Consider the following 17,962-nt stretch of genomic DNA (forward strand, 5'->3'; position numbering starts at 1 on the left):
GTTCGAGCCCCGTCCGTTCCGCCACTTATTGCAAAACCCTGAATCTTTGATTCAGGGTTTTTTGCATTTTAATTTTTATATATTATAGTCTGCTAAAGCTATCCCCTTGATGACATACCTCTTAGTAATTCCTTACTGTAATACCTCTATCAGTACATCGTCATCCTTTAGTCAATTATGGTTTCTGGCTGACTCAGCTTGCATGCCCTGCAAGTTCTTTAATTTTTTTGCTAAGGTTGTTAGAGGATTGGGATAATTATGCATCGGCAGGTTCCTGGGAAAAGAGAACGGTCGCGGTAAGGCTCCAAGGTGATGCCTATGCCGCAGGCGTTTTAGAATAGTAGATCGTCCTCGAATACGGGGCCTGTTTGTTGGTTAGCTGGCCTTTTTCTACCTGTTCGATAACAGCCAGTTTAAAGGGCAGGGCATAATCACATTGGGTGCGTTTGAATTCAGTCACTATCACGTTCGCCAAAATTAAGTCAGTAACGTGTCAACGCTATTTAGGACAGGTCAGTTGCATAAAAAAGGACTCATGAAAAATAATGAGTCCTTTTTACACCAGCCACTGGATCGTTTAAGCAACCCTTAGACGATCGGCATTACCAGTAGAGTTATCAGTGAGAACTGCTTTGAGACGCGCCCAAACCGGTTTGTGAACGTACAAACTGTGCTTTGAAGCGTAGTCGTTCTTGTTGGCCCACTTCTGAGTTATCCGTGATTGAAAAGAACCATATCCCGACGAATGCCACAATCATTGAGAACAAGGCCGGATATTCGTACGGATAGATTGGTTTTGCATGTCCCAGAATAGTTACCCAGATGGTTGGACCTAAAATCATCAGGATCACCGCGGTCAATAACCCCAACCAACCACCAATCATCGCACCACGCGTGGTTAGCTTATCCCAATACATTGAGATGAATATAATTGGGAAGTTACAACTAGCCGCAATAGAGAATGCCAAACCTACCATGAAGGCAATGTTTTGTTTTTCAAACAAAATACCCAAGCCGATAGCAACGAATCCTAAAATAACTACCGTGATTTTTGAGACCCTCAGTTCATCACGCTCGTTAGCTTTACCGTTCTTAATCACACTGGCGTAAAGATCGTGAGAAACTGCGGATGCACCGGCTAATGTCAGCCCAGCGACTACGGCCAGGATGGTCGCGAAGGCCACAGCTGAGATAAAGCCCAGGAAGAAGCTCCCCCCTACGGCATCAGCCAAATGGACTGCCGCCATATTGTTACCACCAAGCAATGCTCCGGCAGCATCTTTAAATGCAGGGTTCGGGCCGACTAGCAGGATCGCGCCAAAGCCAATAATAAAGGTCAATATGTAAAAGTAACCGATAAAACCAGTAGCATAGAATACGCTTTTGCGGGCTTCTTTGGCATCACTTACCGTGAAGAAACGCATCAGAATATGTGGCAAGCCCGCAGTACCAAACATCAAGGCCAAACCAAGAGACAATGCGGATATGGGGTCAGAGACTAACCCCCCAGGACTCATAATTGCCAAACCTTTAGGGTGAACTTTGACCGCTTCGCTGAATAAAGTGTTGAAGTTAAAGTTAACGGACTTCATTACCATTATGGCCATAAATGTTGCACCGGCCAGCAGCAATACAGCCTTTATTATCTGTACCCAGGTGGTGGCGAGCATGCCGCCAAACAACACGTACAGCACCATCAGAATGCCAACTAACACCACTGCTACGTGGTAGTTCAAGCCAAACAGCAGCTCAATTAATTTACCTGCCCCGACCATTTGTGCGATCAAATACAGGGCAACCACCACCAATGAGCCACAGGCGGATAAGGTCCGAATTGGCCTTTGTTTCAAACGATAAGAGGCCACATCTGCAAAGGTATAGCGGCCCAGATTACGCAGACGCTCAGCGATTAAAAATAGAATGATTGGCCATCCGATTAAGAAGCCAATGGAGTAAATTAATCCATCGTAACCGGAGGTATAAACCAATGCAGAAATGCCGAGGAATGATGCAGCGGACATAAAGTCCCCAGCGATCGCCAGGCCATTTTGGAAACCGGTTATACGCCCACCTGCAGTGTAATAATCTTGTCGGGAGCGGGTGCGCTTTGATGCCCAATAGGTGATGTATAACGTTGCGCCGACAAACAGAACGAACATGACGATCGCCTGAATGTTTAGTGGCTGGCGATGAACTTCGCCGGTAATCGCCTCTGCCTGTGACAGCGCAGGCAAAGCTAATAGGGACAGTGCGGACCAATGGCGAGTCTTCATTGCTTCACCTCACGAAGAATTTCTGCGGTCAGACGGTCAAACTCGCCATTAGCCCGAATAACGTAAATACCTGTAAGAACAAAAGAAATAACAATTAACCCCACACCAACGGGAATGCCGCGAGTGATACTGGAACCTGTATATAGCGGGGTTCCAAGCCATTGTGGTTCGAAAGCAATGAGGAAAATGAAACTGACATATAGCACCAGAGTAATCAGCGACAATAGCCATGCAAAGCGACCACGTTTTTGCACCAACTCTTTGAAACGCGGGTTATTTTCAATCTCTTGATAAATGCTGTCATTCATCAGAGTCTCTCCTTTGAGGCATTAATTAAGGTTGCAGCCCGCAGGCGGCACAATTTACGACGGTGTTTGCATTGATTGTTTTTCTTCCAGTAATTTGTCCACAACACTTGGATCGGCCAGCGTTGAGGTATCCCCTAAGTTGCTGGTATCACCGGCTGCAATCTTGCGCAGAATTCGGCGCATGATCTTGCCAGAGCGGGTTTTGGGTAGCGAATCGGTCCAGTGCAGAATATCCGGTGTCGCGATTGGGCCAATCTCTTTACGCACCCAGTTACGTACCTCGGTATACAGCTCCGGTGTGGGTTCTTCACCGTGATTCAGTGTGATGTAGGCATAGATAGCCTGTCCTTTGATATTGTGTGGAACTCCGACTACTGCGGCTTCGGCAATTTTAGGATGGGAGACCAGTGCTGATTCAATTTCGGCGGTACCTAAACGGTGACCAGAAACATTCAGTACGTCATCAACCCGGCCGGTGATCCAGTAGTAGCCATCTTCGTCGCGGCGTGCACCATCACCACTGAAATACATGCCTTTAAAGGTTGAGAAGTAGGTTTGTTCAAAACGGTCATGATCGCCAAATAGTGTCCGGGCTTGACCTGGCCAAGAATCAGTTATCACCAGATTGCCTTCGGCCACACCTTCTTGCGGGTTACCCAAGTTGTCTACCAGCGCGGGTTGGACGCCAAAGAACGGACGAGTGGCGGAGCCGGCTTTTAGCTCGGTGGCACCCGGTAGTGGGGTTATCATGAAACCACCGGTTTCAGTCTGCCACCAGGTATCGACAATCGGGCATTTACTGTTACCGATTTTGTTGTAATACCACTCCCAAGCTTCAGGGTTGATAGGTTCACCGACCGATCCCATGATCCGCAACGAATTACGATGAGTACCTTCGATAGCTTTGTCACCTTCGGCCATTAAGGCGCGAATGGCGGTGGGGGCGGTATATAGAATATTCACTTGATGCTTATCGATAACCTGGCCCAAGCGATTAACGCCCGGATAGTTTGGGACACCTTCAAACATCAGAGTAATGGCACCACAGGCCAGGGGGCCATACAGCAGATAGCTGTGACCGGTGACCCAGCCGACATCTGCGGTACACCAGTAGATATCGCCGGGGTGATAATCGAAAACGTATTTAAAGGTCAACGCAGCATAAACCAGATAACCTCCGGTAGTATGCACCACCCCTTTCGGTTTACCGGTAGAACCTGAGGTATAAAGGATGAATAATGGATCTTCGGCATTCATCTCTTCTGGTGGACAGTCGGCAGAGGCTTCTTTAGTCAGGTCATGCCACCATAAATCCCGTCCATCTTTCCAATAACTTGCATTACCAGTGCGCTGGAATACGACAACATTTTTGATACTGGTGATAGCAGGGTTTTTCAGCGCTTCATCGACATTTTTTTTCAGTGGAATTGCGCGACCAGCACGGATGCCTTCGTCGGCAGTAATCACCAGTTTTGAGTTAGAATCGATAATGCGCCCGGCTACTGCATCTGGTGAGAACCCACCGAAAATGACCGAGTGGATAGCGCCGATACGCGCGCAAGCCAGCATAGCAACTGCGGCTTCTGGCACCATTGGCATATAGATAGCAACGACATCACCTTTCTTAATACCCAGCTTTTTCAGCACATTGGCAAACTGGCACACATCATGGTGAAGTTGTTTATAAGTCACAGTTTTTGACTGGGTAGGGTCATCACCTTCCCAAATAATCGCGGTTTGATCACCACGTTCAGCCAAATGGCGGTCAAGACAGTTAGCTGCAAGATTCAGCGTGCCATCTTCAAACCAGCGGATACTCACATGGCCGGGGTCAAAAGAGGTATTCTTTACCGTTTTATACGGTTTAATCCAATCAATAATCTTGCCATGTTCGCCCCAAAATTCATCTGGGTTCTGCACAGATTGTTGATAGTATTGATTATATCGTTCTGGGGTGATTAGGGCGTACTCTGCAATTGCAGTTGGAATAGGGTGCTTATGTATTTGGCTCATAATAGTTCTCCTTGAGATTGTTAATAATATGTCAATCAAAGGTTAATTATAGTGTGAGTGGGTGTTTTGTTTCTTTTTTGGGCGGCAGATCACGCATAAAAGATGTTGATTTAGAGACTTACTTAGTGTGTTGCGTGGTGAATCGATACCTTAATGATAGGAGAGGTGCTTGGTTGCCATGTAATAAAGGAAAGAAAATGTGCACATCAGCTCATTTCTACAGTGAGATAGGAATATTGAAGGGCGAGTGCTACTAAGAGTACTAACGTAGTGTGATTAATTATTTGCAATTAGGTAAGGTTAACTAAAAAAAGATAATTTAATTTACAATTGTAGTTAAAATGTTATTTTCTAATCTCACTGTAATTATAATTAGATATATATTTCCACTGGAAGTATAAGTGTATAAATAGAAAGTAGAATGGCATAACTATTCATTTTAATATTTTCCCTATTTACATTGTTGACCATAAACTTCTCGAGAAAGATCGACTTTGATTGCATAATATCAAAAATAAACGGGGAGTTATCGTAATTGAATTTAACAAAATGCAAACAAAATTCATCAATAAATAAAACATAATTAGGGTTTGTCCCACAATTTAATTTAGTTTAATTTTTATACTGACGGAGCATGATACTATTTGTTATTGATGCATTTTACTTTTTTAATAACAAATATTTACTGCATTTTGATGGTTTATTTAGCTGAAATCATGCATTACGCCAATGTGGGCTTAGTGTAAACAAGACTTGCAGAATAGTGTCCAGAAATGATACTGATTTATAACGTGGACGGCTGGCGGGAGGCTGAACCATACGTTTTATCAACTATAGCCCCGTATGTAATGATTAAGTATTCTATTTCAAATGCTTAGAAACTTGTATTTTATGGGATGCTTTGAGGGATTTTTAGGGTATGAAAAGTATAAAGATAGGTTTGGCCTGGCAAATACTCATTGCGCTGGTATTAGGTATTTTGGTTGGTGCGATATTACATAATCAAATTGAGTCCAGAGAATGGTTAGTTAGTAATGTTTTAAGTCCAGCGGGCGATATTTTTATCCGCTTAATTAAAATGATTGTTGTACCGATCGTTATTTCAACATTGATCGTAGGTATTGCTGGTGTTGGTGATGCGAAGAAGCTTGGGCGAATTGGCCTGAAAACCATCATCTATTTCGAAGTTATCACCACCGTTGCCATTATTGTCGGGATCACTTTAGCGAATGTGTTCCAGCCAGGGCATGGCATTGATATGTCAGCACTGACCGTAGTGGATATCTCCCAGTATGAAAAAACTACCGAACAAGTACAAAGTGGTAGTCACAGTCTGGTGAGCACTATTTTGTCGCTGATCCCTGCCAACGTCTTTGCCTCAATGGCAAAAGGCGATATGTTACCGATTATTTTCTTCTCAGTGTTGTTCGGTTTAGGGCTATCTTCATTGCCAAAAGAAACCAAAGAACCACTGTTGAATGTGTTTAAAGCTGTTTCTGAAAGCATGTTCAAAGTCACACATATGATTATGCGTTATGCGCCTATCGGGGTGTTTGGCTTGATTTCGGTAACGGTTGCTAACTTTGGTTTTGCGTCACTGATCCCCCTTGCGAAGTTGGTTATTCTGGTTTATGCCGCGATTCTTTTCTTTGCCTTAGTCGTTTTGGGGACGGTGGCAAGATTGTGTAAGTTGCGTATTTGGACATTGATTCGAATTTTAAAGGATGAGTTGATTCTGGCATATTCTACCGCCAGCTCTGAAACGGTATTGCCACGAATTATTGAAAAAATGGAAGCTTATGGCGCGCCTAAAGCGATTACCAGTTTTGTGGTACCAACAGGTTATTCATTTAACCTGGATGGCTCTACGCTATATCAAAGTATTGCGGCCATATTTATTGCCCAGCTTTATGGGATTGAGCTGTCTATCGGGCAGGAAATTATTCTGGTACTGACCTTAATGGTGACGTCGAAAGGTATTGCCGGTGTTCCAGGCGTCTCTTTCGTGGTCTTGCTGGCAACATTAGGCAGTGTGGGTATTCCGTTGGAAGGTTTAGCCTTTATTGCGGGTGTGGACCGTATTCTGGATATGGCGCGCACCGCACTGAACGTGGTGGGGAATGCGTTAGCTGTGCTGGTTATTGCCAAGTGGGAAAATCAGTTTGATCATGAAAAAGCCAAAGCATATGAGAAAGCATTGTTTGCCCCGAAACAAATACCGGTAAATCAAGGCTAATATTCTTGGTTTTTAGCGCTAGCGGCTGGTATCGTTGAGTCCCCTGTCAGAGAGATATTGACAGGGGATTTTTATGGGTATTTATCATCAATAATATGCCAAGAGAATCACTCATTCTTTGCAGTTATTACGCATTGAGTCCTAAGCGATATGACCAGTGAATAAGTTCGGCAACTTTGTGCACATCCAGTTTTTTCATCATATTAAGACGATGGGTCTCAACGGTTTTCTGGCTGATGGAAAGGCGGTCGGCGATAATTCGGTTACAGGAACCTTCGGTGATCAGTTTTAGAATCTGCCGCTCCCGTGGGGTCAAAACCGGTTGGTTCGTTTCGGCGCTTTGTGCCAGCTTGTTTACCAACGCGCTATTGAGTGCCGGGTCAATATAGCGCCTACCAGCTGCGACAGTTTGAATCGCTGCCATTAGAACCTGCTGCGGGCTTTTCTTTAGAACATAACCCAGTGCACCACTGTTTAACGTTCTGCTGGCGTGATGTTCCTCATGGCGGGCCGTCAATGCCAAGATCTTCATCGTCGGCCAGCGGCGAAGAAGTTGAATAATAACGTCAAGGCCATCCATTCCGGGTAGACCTAAATCTATAATCGCAACGTCCGGTTCAGTTTTACGACATAAGTTGTATACATCCAGTCCATTATCCGCCTGACCTACAATCTGATAACGCGGATATGCAACGAGCATATTCTTAATACCGTTAATAATAAGCTCATGATCGTCGACGATCAGTAATTTCGTATTCATAAAGTTATTCCCTTTACCTGATGATTGAAATGGGGTCGCGAGGACTCCGTGGTTGAAACTGCAAATGAATTATCTCGTCGAGGCGAGTGATATCGTGTTGTGTAATCGTTTCCTGAGCTTCGATCGCTATTTCCAATTGAATAACGGCGTCTTGTAATTCAATTAACCCTGCTTGCCCGGCACAACCTTTTAAAGTGTGAAGCCGCAGCGATAAGGTAGGAATATGGGCGAGAGACTCTTTTGCCTGCTGTACTAATATTTGTAGTGATTGTAATACTCTCAGCCGAAGTGAGTCGTCATTCAAATTCAATAATGGTGTAGGGATGGAAACGTGGGGGACGAGGTCAATGCCGCGCTCGAGCTGAAATTGCGCGGCCATATCCAGTACTTCCGCCAGTTGATAAAAAGTAACGGGTTTAGAGAGATAATGATTCATCCCCGCCTGATAGGCCCTTATTTTTTCGTCAGGATTGGTATTCGCACTCAGTGCCGTGATCATGCAACGATTATCCCGGTTAATCGCATCATCACGCCAATACCGGGTTGTTATCAACCCATCCATGACCGGCATTCGAATATCCATCAGCACCAGATCAAAACGCTGAGTTTGGCCAATACGCAATGCCACTTCGCCGTTTTCTGCCAAAATAACCTGATGCCCCAGTTGCCGTAGCATCATGCCAGTAATATCACGATTGGTTTCAGCATCATCAACTAACAAGATGGTCATATGCCAAGGTTGTAGTGGGAGGTTTTGTTGTATTTCTTGCTGATACGGGGCAGGTTGATTCCTACTGTTCAGATACTGTTTAACTTTGGCATATAAGCGGCCAGGTAGGTAATTCAACTCGTTATCGGCGAAGGGCCCCGATTGCGTATACCCTGACGTATCATTGTCGGGTAGGCAGGTAATACCCCAGGCAGATAATTGATTGTGTAATGACGGTGGTGCATATAATTCACCCTCTAAAGGCTTTACTGGCGTCAACTCACTGAATGGTAGAATCAATGAGAAGCGGCTGCCATGCCCTGGCAAGCTGAAGAGCGTAATATGCCCTCCCATCATCCTTGTTAGATTATCTGCAATAGTTAACCCCAGACCGGTTCCCTGTCCATGCTCACGGGTCTGGACAAAGGGGCAGAATATCTTCTGTTGATGCTGTAAATCAATGCCACAGCCGGTATCTTCAACGGTGAAGCAGAGCTGTTTACCCTTAAGCCCAACATCGAGATGAATATGACCCTGCTGCGTAAATTTAACTGCATTGCCTAATAAGTTAATCAGAATCTGTTTTAGGCGTTGATTGTCGAGTTCAAGTTCAAGTGGAACGTCTGAGCTAACATAAGTGGCCAGAATGATTGGTTTACTTAAGGCTTGGCTATGTATTGTTAACATCGCCTGATCCAGTAAAGGGAGTAAGGCAGTTCTCTCCTGAGACAACGTCATTTGGCCCGATTCAATACGTGAAAAATCCAAAAGATTGTTGATTATTGCGAGTAAAGAATGGGAGCACTGACGAGCCGTCTCTGCCAACCGAGATTGCTCGGAGGTCAGCGTTGTATTTTGCAATAATTCGACAGCGCCTAAAGCCCCATTTAGTGGGGTTCGAATTTCATGGCTTATTGTGGTTAGATGCGTGCTCTTGCGGTGATTGGCTTGCTCGGCGGCTTGTTTTGACTTTGCCAGTGCCTGTGTGCGTTCCTTTACTTTCATGTCCAGCGTGTCGTATTGCTCATTCAACGTATCCAGCAACTTGTTGTAAGCCCGAGCAATTTGCCCTAACTCATCCATGCGTTTAATCGGTAAACGTGGCTCCATTGCTTGCGGACCGGTAGCACCAATAATATTGACGAAGTTCCATAAGGGAATTGCCAGATAATATCGCAGTAATAAAGAAAGCACTAACGTGAGTAACAACAAAATAGCCAGTGCAAATGGGAGTTGATGCAAGGCAGGCTTTGCCGCTTCCCAGGCAAAACCTACTCGTGGGTAAATAACTAACTGTTGCCAACCAGGGCCTTTTAACTGGGTTCTTAATACCAGATAATCAGGTGTTTGTTGCCAGCCGTCATGTAAATGACGGTTTTTTAGTTGGCGAATAATTTCATGTAACTGATTTGACGGTATATTCTTTTGAGATATGGGGAGCAACTCGCCATTTTTATCCAGCCATAAATTAATATCTCGCTGTTCTACCGGTTGATTATCAGTCACTAATTCATTCAGTTTTAATGAAAATCCGGCCAATGAGCCAGACTGGTCACATACAGCGACGGAAACATGCCAACCACTTTGCGTGCTATAAGTTGGCATACCCCAGAAAATATTGTCATGGGTAGGGAATATTGGCAGTAAAAGTAATTCCTTACGTCGCTGATACAAATAGTCTCTTGATACCATTTGTGGTCGAAATATGGTAATGCCTCCCTTTCTTTTAATCGTAAAACTATCGAGATAATAAGTCTGACCAGAAGTACCGTAAGCCTGAGTGATTTGAAGATCATGTTTAGATTGGATGGCATTACACATTCCTGAATTAAAAGGAACATTGTTACCCATATCATCGTTTGTACGAACCAGGGGCAATCGCCAGGTCGGGGGGGAATTTGTCTGGCGGCTGATCAGCGCGGCCGCATCACGTTCGGCCCCCTCAAATTGGTAATTACTTAAATCTGCACGTAGTGATGCCATATGGGTTAATTCATTCACCAATCGCAGACGCGTATCCTCATATGAAAAAAATGCGGTAGCAGCAATTGAAATTAGCCAAATGGCAATTGATGTAATGCTCAGTAATAGTGTCAATCGAGTGACGAGTGATGATGTATTTTTCATAATGTCACCTGACTTTTTTTTAAGTACGCCACAGTCACAATTTGATATCAAGATTTACACTGATTTCATTACTACTTGTTATAGATTCATTTAGTTCTGTAAAAAGAGTAAATCAGTATTTTACCTTATAGCGAATACTTAATTACGGAGGATAATCCAATCGAGGTCTTGCTGGAGTCACCGTCGATGTTAGAAATATTGAAAATGCAGCCTTTAATCAGCAACATTGATCTATCTGATGCTCATATTGTGCATTTAACATTGCTGGGTATCCCAGCTAAAGCGATGGACTACCGCCATTCTATTTGTATTGGTGTTTTTTTTATAGAAAGAAAAATAATATCGGATACAGCTATTCGTTATATCACGCTTATGATGGTGGCACTTGAGGACACGCAGGACTTTGCTTTGCAGCTTAACGATGGTTATTGGTGGCTATGGGGACGATATACAATTGATAATAAAGAAACTCTCGACGATCGCCGCAAAGCGTTATCAATAAAATTAGAACAAATTCATGCTGTTATTCAACATCTTAATTCTTTAGTAACAACAATGAATTCATCTAAAACCAGCGTGTTAACCAAGCAGGGCAGGGACGCTAACAGGGTTATCTCATGAAAGAAATTGCTGGTTTGATGTTACTGCTTTTGGCGTCGCTGGCCCATGGGCAAGTTATTCCTTGGCAAGGAGATCCTTTCTTTATTTATAGCCGGGGTATGGCCGTATCTAATTTATTAAAAGATTTAGGGATGAATTATGGTATACCTGTAGTGGTTAGCCCGGAAATAAATGAACTCTTTAGCGGGAAAATTCGTGATAAAACGCCAGAAAAAATACTGTCTGAACTCGCAGGATTATATAATATTACCTGGTATTACGATGGTGAAATACTTTATTTTTACAAGACTCAATCCATTCGAAGGGAATTTATATCGCCAGATGGGCTGTCAGCAACCACTTTAATTAAATATCTACAACGCAGTGGCGTACCTGCGGGTAAAAACTGTGCAATAAAGACTATCTCTCATCTGGATGCCATTGAGGTGACCGGCGTACCTATCTGCATTGAACGTGTGACTACATTAAGTAAAATGCTTGCTTCGCAAGCCCGTAACCAAAACCAAAATAAAGAAACAGTGAAAGTCTTCCAGTTAAAATATGCCTCTGCAGCCGATTCTAATTATCAGTATCGTGATCAACAAGTTAAATTACCGGGTCTGGTCAGTGTGTTACGCGAGATGAGCAGTGGAAATAATTTACCTTTAGCTGGCGGAAAAGAGCAAGGGGACACTCATTCCAGCATGCCACTCTTCTCGGCGGATCCTCGACAAAATGCCATTATTATCCGTGATCGTCAGGTGAATATGCCGATCTACCGTAGCCTGATTGCACAGTTGGATCAGCGGCCAGTCCAAATAGAGATTTCGGTGACCATCATTGATGTTGATGCGGGGGATATCAGTCAGCTTGGTATCGATTGGTCAGCGTCCACTTCTATTGGTGGGGCAGGAATTTCATTTAATAGTGGTTCGGGTAAAAATGCTGCTGATGGATTCTCTACTGTAATTGGTGATACCGGAAACTTTATGGTTCGTTTAAATGCCTTACAAAAGAACTCGCGAGCCCGAGTTTTATCACGCCCTTCGGTTGTTACTCTTAATAATATTCAAGCTGTATTGGATAAAAACGTCACATTTTATACAAAACTACAAGGTGACAAAGTAGCAAAACTCGAATCAATCACTTCGGGTTCATTATTGCGTGTGACTCCGAGAATGATTGATGCTGACGGTGTGAAAGAGGTTCTGCTCAATCTTAATATTCAGGATGGCCAGCAACAGGCCCCTATTAGCAGCAGTGAGCCATTACCAGAAATACAAAATTCAGATATTTCGACTCAAGCAACATTGCGTGTCGGGCAAAGTCTACTCTTGGGGGGATTCATTCAAGACAAACAAATTGAATCACAAAATAAAATCCCCTTATTGGGTGACATTCCTCTATTAGGAGGGTTGTTTCGTAGTACTAATAAGCAATCTCACAGTGTTGTCAGATTATTTTTGATCAAAGCAGTGCCGGTTAACTCAGGGGAATAGTATGGCAGGACGATATAAACTTCGCCTGTTAAACGGTGAACTTAATGGGCGTGAACTGACATTACCTGAGGGTGAATTTACTCTGGGAGAGCAGCAGTGTGACGTTCTATTGCCATTACCTCAGGGGCAAATATTGACCTTAGTCATCAGCGAACATCAAATAATGATGCAGGTATCAGGGGATGTTTGGGTAAATGGTTTACGTCACGATTTACAGCAGACACTCCCCCTCAGACAGTCGATTGAAACTGCAGGATTGGCATTAGTTATCGGTGAGGAAGATGATGTTTTAAGTGGTATTAATATTACTCCCCGAACAACGTCGCGCTTATTACTGTGGCTGTCTATAGTGACACTGATACTCTTGTCATTGCTATCTATGTTTATATTTTGGTTTGCGCAGCAACCGACAACATTGTTGGCTTATCTGCCTGCCAATATATCGACACAATTATCCGAACGGTTGAGGCAACCGGCCTTACAGGGAATAAAGGAAGGTTGGTTAGCGGATGGTAGTGTTGTATTGAGTGGTCACTGCATATCATCTCCTGCCGTTGTCCAGTTGCAGAATTTTCTGGTTCTTAACCATACTGCATTTCGTAATCACTTAGTCTGTGATGACCATTTAATCACCAGTGTCAGCGATGTCTTACACCAATATGGCTATCAGGATATCGAGGTACGTACCGCTAAAGAACCGGGAAAAATCACTCTCCATGGTGCCATTGAAATGGGAGGGCAATGGTTAAAAGTTCAGGAAACCCTGGCAACAATCGCGGGGTTAAAGGGTTGGACCGTGGTTAATTCTCATGACGGGCAAATTCTGCAGTTAGTTGAGCGTTTAAAAGAACAGGGGTTATTAGGTTATCTCAGCATGGCGCAAAGTAATAAAGAAATCATTATCAGTGGCGTGCTATCGGCGGATCAGCAGCAGGAGTTGGCCAAGGTGCTGGCAAATTTAGCTCAGCAACAACCGGACTTCTTGGTGGTGAAATATCAGAATATCCCTACCTCGGATCAAACGGCTCAACTTCTGCCTGCTGCTATTGTCAGTTATGGCGGAAACAGTCATTCGGGATTTGTGCAACTGGTTAATGGGTTACGTTTGCAACAAGGAACGGTGCTGGAGAATGGTTACAAAGTTATCTTTATCGGGGAGCAAGGTATCTCACTATTGAAATCTAATCGTCTTATTCACATACCGATGAATTTTTAAAGGTTAGGAGATAAACCCATGCAGCATATTACTGAATTGGAGGACTGTATTAAGTATGATCCTGGCTCAATTCAACAGAAGCAAGAGTTGTTGGTAAAAGAAAAACGATTCATTGCCAATCAGTTGTCACTACAGCAAACCCCGGATAATTATAAAAAACTTAACGATATGATGTTAGCACTGACCAGTGCGGAACAAATAATCAATACACTTTCTGTTCGTTACGGAAATTAAAGATACGCTATCGTGATATTTTATGAAAATAATTGAGAGAATATAAAAGACTGATACTGATCAGTAATACAGAATAATGTTAAGTATTCGTCAAGAGATAAGGGCAAGAGATAAGGGGATCATATGAATGATAATGTTCCAATTCAGAATATGCTGGGGGACTTACACAGTCGTTATAGTAAACTACTGTCTGATCTAGAAAGGCTGAAGGGTTTCCAGCAAAAAATTGAATTACTGAAAGAACAAGCCAGAAATGATAATAAGGCGAGGGAGATGTTAACCCGTCTGGATGAAGCCTTCCCTAATGGTTTACATCAAGATAAAACTCAAATTATTACGTGTATTTCAAAAATGAAAATACAGTTTAAACAACTGGAGACGCAGCTAAAAAATATAAGTTCGGGTGGGCAATGTAGTTAATATCTTCCTGTAATATTATCTGTACCTTGAGTCAAGGAGTCGCTCTATGGTAACTAGCACTGACATGAATAAATTAGATAATTCTTCAGCACATATTGCTAAATATTCCAATAATACTATCGGTGTCTTTGATTCATCCAAAGTCGAAGATACGTTTAACAGACTGAATAGTATCCTTAGTGATGACATATTTAGCATGGGCCTCGATGTCTTATATGGGAGTCTCCAGGTACTGCAATCACTTGCTGATCAAGCCTTTCAAGCTATGAAGGCGCGTTCTAAATATGCGAATGAAACACAAGGAATGTCTAATCAGGTTGACTCTGTTATTGCAGAGGCGACGAAAGGTGATGATAAAACCAAAAAGTCATTGCCAGATTCAGTGATCAATTTTATGCGAGATAATGGTATTAGTGTTGATGGCATGAGTATTGATGAATATTTAAAGAAGAATGGACCAGAGCTGGATAAAGGGAAATTACAGGCAGTAAAATCAGCATTGGATAATGAGAAGAATCGCGTAACAGATACTATGACGCAGGATCAATTACAGTTACAGAAATACGTACAAAGTTATAACGTTACAGCCAGTAACATTAGTACATTGCAGACGGGTCTAAAAGATCTGTTGACCACCATTGCACGTAACTTCTGCTAACTCATTAGGGAATATTCCAGGTCTGGATTGTAAGAGCGGTGTGAGATGAATATTCAACCAAACAATGAAATTCTTAATTTTATGCAGCGTGGTGGCTCTCTGCGTATGTTGGCTAATATGTCAGAGCAAGACCTGGCGCTGTTATATGAATATAGCGTGCAACTTTGCCAGGGCGGAGAATATGACGGCGCGAAGAAACTGTTAAATCTGTTGATTCGTTTCGACCATTGGAATTTCGCTTATTGGCTAACATTAGGATCGTGTTATCAACAAACTGAGGATTTCCATCCGGCGATTTATTGCTTCAGCCGTGCCGGGCAAATTCAGCTGGATGATCCCCGCCCATCTTGTTATGCCGGTGAATGTTATTCCGCTTGTGGCAATGCTATTTATGCTGAAAAAGCTTTCCGTGCGGCATTGAATTGGTGCCATGTGCGCCCTGAGTTAATACAGGTTCGGCAACAAGCCGAACAGGGCCTGGCTCTATTATTGGAGGTGAGGCATGTCTAATAGCATTGTGCTTAACATGGATACTCAGACTGGCTGGGCCATAGCAGCAACAGATAAAAATGAGCCATTGGTACCGACAAAAATGCCTAACTGGCGGGCGATTGCTGGGTTGACTCCTATGGCAGATACGGATACGACGTCAGCCAGAGTGTCACAACAAGCAGCGCAAGGCGCATTGGATCGCTTGTTGGTTTCGTTACCCTTTTCAAGCCCAAAAGCCGGGGGGAGTAGCAGGCTTTCCCTTGAGCAACTGGGTAGCACCGACATACAGCTCATTATGTCAATGGTCGGTAACCTAAGCCTCGGGATTTTTTCTGATTTATGTAAGTCAATTCGTCAGCAAGTCGAACGGGCAACGGATGTGCAGATCTTCTTGCGTGATAAACGTGTCACGGAGTACCAGCAGCAGATTGATAAAGCGGTTGAACAGGCGGATAAAGCCCATAAAGCAGGTATTTTTAACGCGGTATTTGACTGGGTCATCGGTGCTGTCGAGGTAGTCTATGGGGCGTTGAAGGTCGCTGAAGGGGTGCTGACCGGTGATCCGGTCGCCATCACCTCAGGTATCACTTATTTAGCTGCGGGTACAGCAGGTTTGGTCAAGGCTGCGGCAGAAACAGCGATGCTGTTGGGGGCGTCAAAAGAAAAATGTCAGGAAGTGATTGATGTTGCTGGTAAAGTTCAGTTAGGTTGTGAATGTTTTGCTATGGCAATCGACCTGTTTCAGGCTGCCCGCGCGATTAATGCCGCTCGAGCGGTGAGTAAAGGAGCGGGTGAGGTGCTAAAAGCGGGTGGCGCTGAAGCGCTGACCGAAGCGATAAAGAGGCTCAGTAACAAAGAAGTGCAACTATTGACTGAACAGTTCGCCAAAAATACGTGTAAGCAGTTAGTTGAAACGGAAATGACCTTGGTGCGCAATATTACCCCGTCTTTTACCCATGCTGGAATTGAAAAACTGGTGGGCGATGTGACGAAAGATCTCATTAAGGTGGCAATTAATAAAGGCACCACCCTCACAGCAGAGCAATTTAGTCGTCAATGTAGCAAGAAAATAATGGAGAAGATGATCCAACAAATTATCAAAGACATTAGCCTCTCACCATTACGGCTACTCCAAATGGGCATCCAAGGGCTAGTGCAGATTAACTGTGGCCAGTTGGCTATTCAAAAAGCAGGTTTGCAAAAAGAAATTGAGGAGTTGATGCTTGACCAAGATTTTACTCAGTTTATGGATGAGTGGGTAGACCGGAATAAACAGCAGCAAATTAAACAACTGAAAAATATCGCCCAAAATGCACAGGATACAATAGAAAAATTAAACGATAACATTCATCAGAATGGTATGTTACAGGCGAAAATCGCGGGTTCATTAATATAGTGAGGCTATTATGAATATACCTATCAACCAGGAAATAAAAGTAAACGAGCAAGTCCCTCAGTCTGTCGATAATGGTGGGCGTGTGGATAATAATATCGGCAATATCATCAGTAATATTTCTGATGTTATTTTTCAAATGTCCGAGTTATTTAAAAAAATGCGTGATTTACTTAATACGTATAATCAGAAACAACAAACCTTGGGTTGGGATATCCAAGTGAGTTCAATGAAAAATAAGCGCGATGCGATCGCCAAAGTCGCTGATGGTGCCATCGCCAGTGGTGTCTGCGCGATAATTTCTGGGGTGGTTAGCGGCGTTGGTGCCGGAGTCGGCCTGAAGTTCGGTGAGATTGGCGGGCAGGGTGGTAAGGCTATCGGGGAACTGATTTCCGGTAGTGGTAGACTGGCAGAAGGCGATATGGCCCAAGATGCAGAATTATCCCGCATGCTCAGTGATTTACAGGGCAGTGGGGCGCAGTCTTATAATAAGAGTATCACCGAGTTAGAAAATAAAATACATGAAGCCAGGCAAAGTATGAACGATATTAATAATACTTTGCTCAACCTGAATAATCAGATTGCGATGGCCTCGAAATTCTGAATATGACACTTAACACGCAAAATGTTGCCCGATATTTACTCGGTAAAGGCTGTGTTACTAAAACAGCCTATTTTGAAAATAGCGCTATTCAATTAGGTAGTGAGTTTTTATTCAATAATTATCGAGTGATTTATCGCATTGAACACAGTGAATTAATCATTTGTTATTTGGGGACGATTTCTGATAAAAGTACAGCGGGGAATTTTTTGGCATTATTTAATTTCCTGTATCATTTAGGTGAAGATATTGCTGATATATCGACAGCCAGAATGTTAGTTATTAATAATGTTGCTAATCAGCCTTTGCAGTTGATACGCAACAAACTTATTCGAATATTAATAGCCAAAGGTGCCTTCAGTAAGAGTATTGATGGTAATGATTGGTTACTTTTTGATGTTAGTGCCAGAGAATAGAATAAGG

16 protein-coding genes are annotated in these 17,962 nt (G+C 43.3%); 11 read left to right on the top strand and 5 right to left on the bottom strand.

The features are described 5' to 3' along the window. Positions 1-617 precede the first annotated feature (617 nt). From actP to acs, 3 genes are read right to left on the bottom strand one after another with little or no spacing between them, the layout of a single operon-like run. Positions 618-2,273, bottom strand: coding sequence for a cation/acetate symporter ActP (gene actP / locus AEP37_RS16575; protein ID WP_049614392.1), 1,656 nt, complete (start codon positions 2,271-2,273; stop codon positions 618-620). After that, the gene (locus tag AEP37_RS16580; RefSeq protein ID WP_049614393.1) at positions 2,270-2,581 is read right to left on the bottom strand and encodes a DUF485 domain-containing protein; all 312 of its coding nucleotides are present in this window, start codon (positions 2,579-2,581) and stop codon (positions 2,270-2,272) included. Before AEP37_RS16580 ends, actP begins: the two co-directional genes overlap by 4 nt. 54 nt (positions 2,582-2,635) lie before the next feature. After that, positions 2,636-4,594 (bottom strand): acetate--CoA ligase, encoded by a 1,959-nt coding sequence (gene acs / locus AEP37_RS16585; RefSeq protein WP_049614394.1) that lies wholly within the window; start codon positions 4,592-4,594, stop codon positions 2,636-2,638. Positions 4,595-5,513: 919 nt separating this feature from the next. Between acs and gltP the strand changes: the two genes are divergently transcribed. Beyond that, positions 5,514-6,830, top strand: a complete 1,317-nt coding sequence (gene gltP, locus AEP37_RS16590; protein ID WP_049614395.1) for a glutamate/aspartate:proton symporter GltP — start codon at positions 5,514-5,516, stop codon at positions 6,828-6,830. Positions 6,831-6,957: 127 nt separating this feature from the next. Here gltP and AEP37_RS16595 read toward each other — a convergent pair whose 3' ends face one another. Beyond that, positions 6,958-7,590, bottom strand: coding sequence for a two component system response regulator (locus AEP37_RS16595; protein WP_049614396.1), 633 nt, complete (start codon positions 7,588-7,590; stop codon positions 6,958-6,960). A 13-nt stretch (positions 7,591-7,603) separates the two neighbouring features. Continuing rightward, entirely contained in the window at positions 7,604-10,426 is a 2,823-nt protein-coding gene (locus tag AEP37_RS16600; RefSeq protein WP_049614397.1) for a two component system sensor kinase, read from the bottom strand. Positions 10,427-10,612: 186 nt separating this feature from the next. On the opposite strand from AEP37_RS16600, the gene AEP37_RS16605 reads away from it, so the two are divergent. From AEP37_RS16605 to sseE, 10 genes are all read left to right on the top strand, one after another. After that, entirely contained in the window at positions 10,613-11,047 is a 435-nt protein-coding gene (locus AEP37_RS16605) for a hypothetical protein (RefSeq protein WP_049614398.1), read from the top strand. Further along, the gene (locus tag AEP37_RS16610) at positions 11,044-12,525 is read left to right on the top strand and encodes an EscC/YscC/HrcC family type III secretion system outer membrane ring protein (protein WP_049614399.1); all 1,482 of its coding nucleotides are present in this window, start codon (positions 11,044-11,046) and stop codon (positions 12,523-12,525) included. The genes AEP37_RS16605 and AEP37_RS16610 overlap by 4 nt, the downstream gene beginning before the upstream one ends. 1 nt (position 12,526) lies before the next feature. Continuing rightward, complete coding sequence (sctD, locus tag AEP37_RS16615) at positions 12,527-13,741, top strand: type III secretion system inner membrane ring subunit SctD (protein WP_049614400.1); 1,215 nt, start codon at positions 12,527-12,529, stop codon at positions 13,739-13,741. A gap of 18 nt (positions 13,742-13,759) precedes the next feature. Continuing rightward, positions 13,760-13,975, top strand: coding sequence for an EscE/YscE/SsaE family type III secretion system needle protein co-chaperone (locus tag AEP37_RS16620; protein WP_049614401.1), 216 nt, complete (start codon positions 13,760-13,762; stop codon positions 13,973-13,975). Positions 13,976-14,098: 123 nt separating this feature from the next. Beyond that, complete coding sequence (locus tag AEP37_RS16625) at positions 14,099-14,395, top strand: chromosome partitioning protein ParA (RefSeq protein WP_049614402.1); 297 nt, start codon at positions 14,099-14,101, stop codon at positions 14,393-14,395. Between the two features lie 46 nt (positions 14,396-14,441). After that, entirely contained in the window at positions 14,442-15,053 is a 612-nt protein-coding gene (gene sseB / locus AEP37_RS16630) for a type III secretion system translocon protein SseB (protein ID WP_235801403.1), read from the top strand. Positions 15,054-15,098: 45 nt separating this feature from the next. Continuing rightward, a complete protein-coding gene (locus tag AEP37_RS16635) occupies positions 15,099-15,563 on the top strand; it encodes a SycD/LcrH family type III secretion system chaperone (RefSeq protein ID WP_049614403.1) in 465 nt (154 codons plus the stop codon). Then, the gene (gene sctE, locus AEP37_RS16640) at positions 15,556-16,941 is read left to right on the top strand and encodes a type III secretion system translocon subunit SctE (protein WP_049614404.1); all 1,386 of its coding nucleotides are present in this window, start codon (positions 15,556-15,558) and stop codon (positions 16,939-16,941) included. Before AEP37_RS16635 ends, sctE begins: the two co-directional genes overlap by 8 nt. 10 nt (positions 16,942-16,951) lie before the next feature. Continuing rightward, positions 16,952-17,542: a type III secretion system translocon protein SseD gene (sseD, locus tag AEP37_RS16645; RefSeq protein WP_049614405.1), complete on the top strand. Its 591-nt coding sequence runs from the start codon at positions 16,952-16,954 to the stop codon at positions 17,540-17,542. Between the two features lie 2 nt (positions 17,543-17,544). Further along, positions 17,545-17,955 carry a type III secretion system effector protein SseE gene (sseE, locus tag AEP37_RS16650; protein WP_049614406.1) on the top strand — a complete coding sequence of 137 codons (411 nt, stop codon included), beginning with the start codon at positions 17,545-17,547 and terminating at the stop codon, positions 17,953-17,955. Positions 17,956-17,962 lie beyond the last annotated feature (7 nt).

The sequence above is a fragment of the Yersinia pekkanenii genome, from assembly GCF_001152565.1.
Taxonomy (GTDB): domain Bacteria; phylum Pseudomonadota; class Gammaproteobacteria; order Enterobacterales; family Enterobacteriaceae; genus Yersinia; species Yersinia pekkanenii.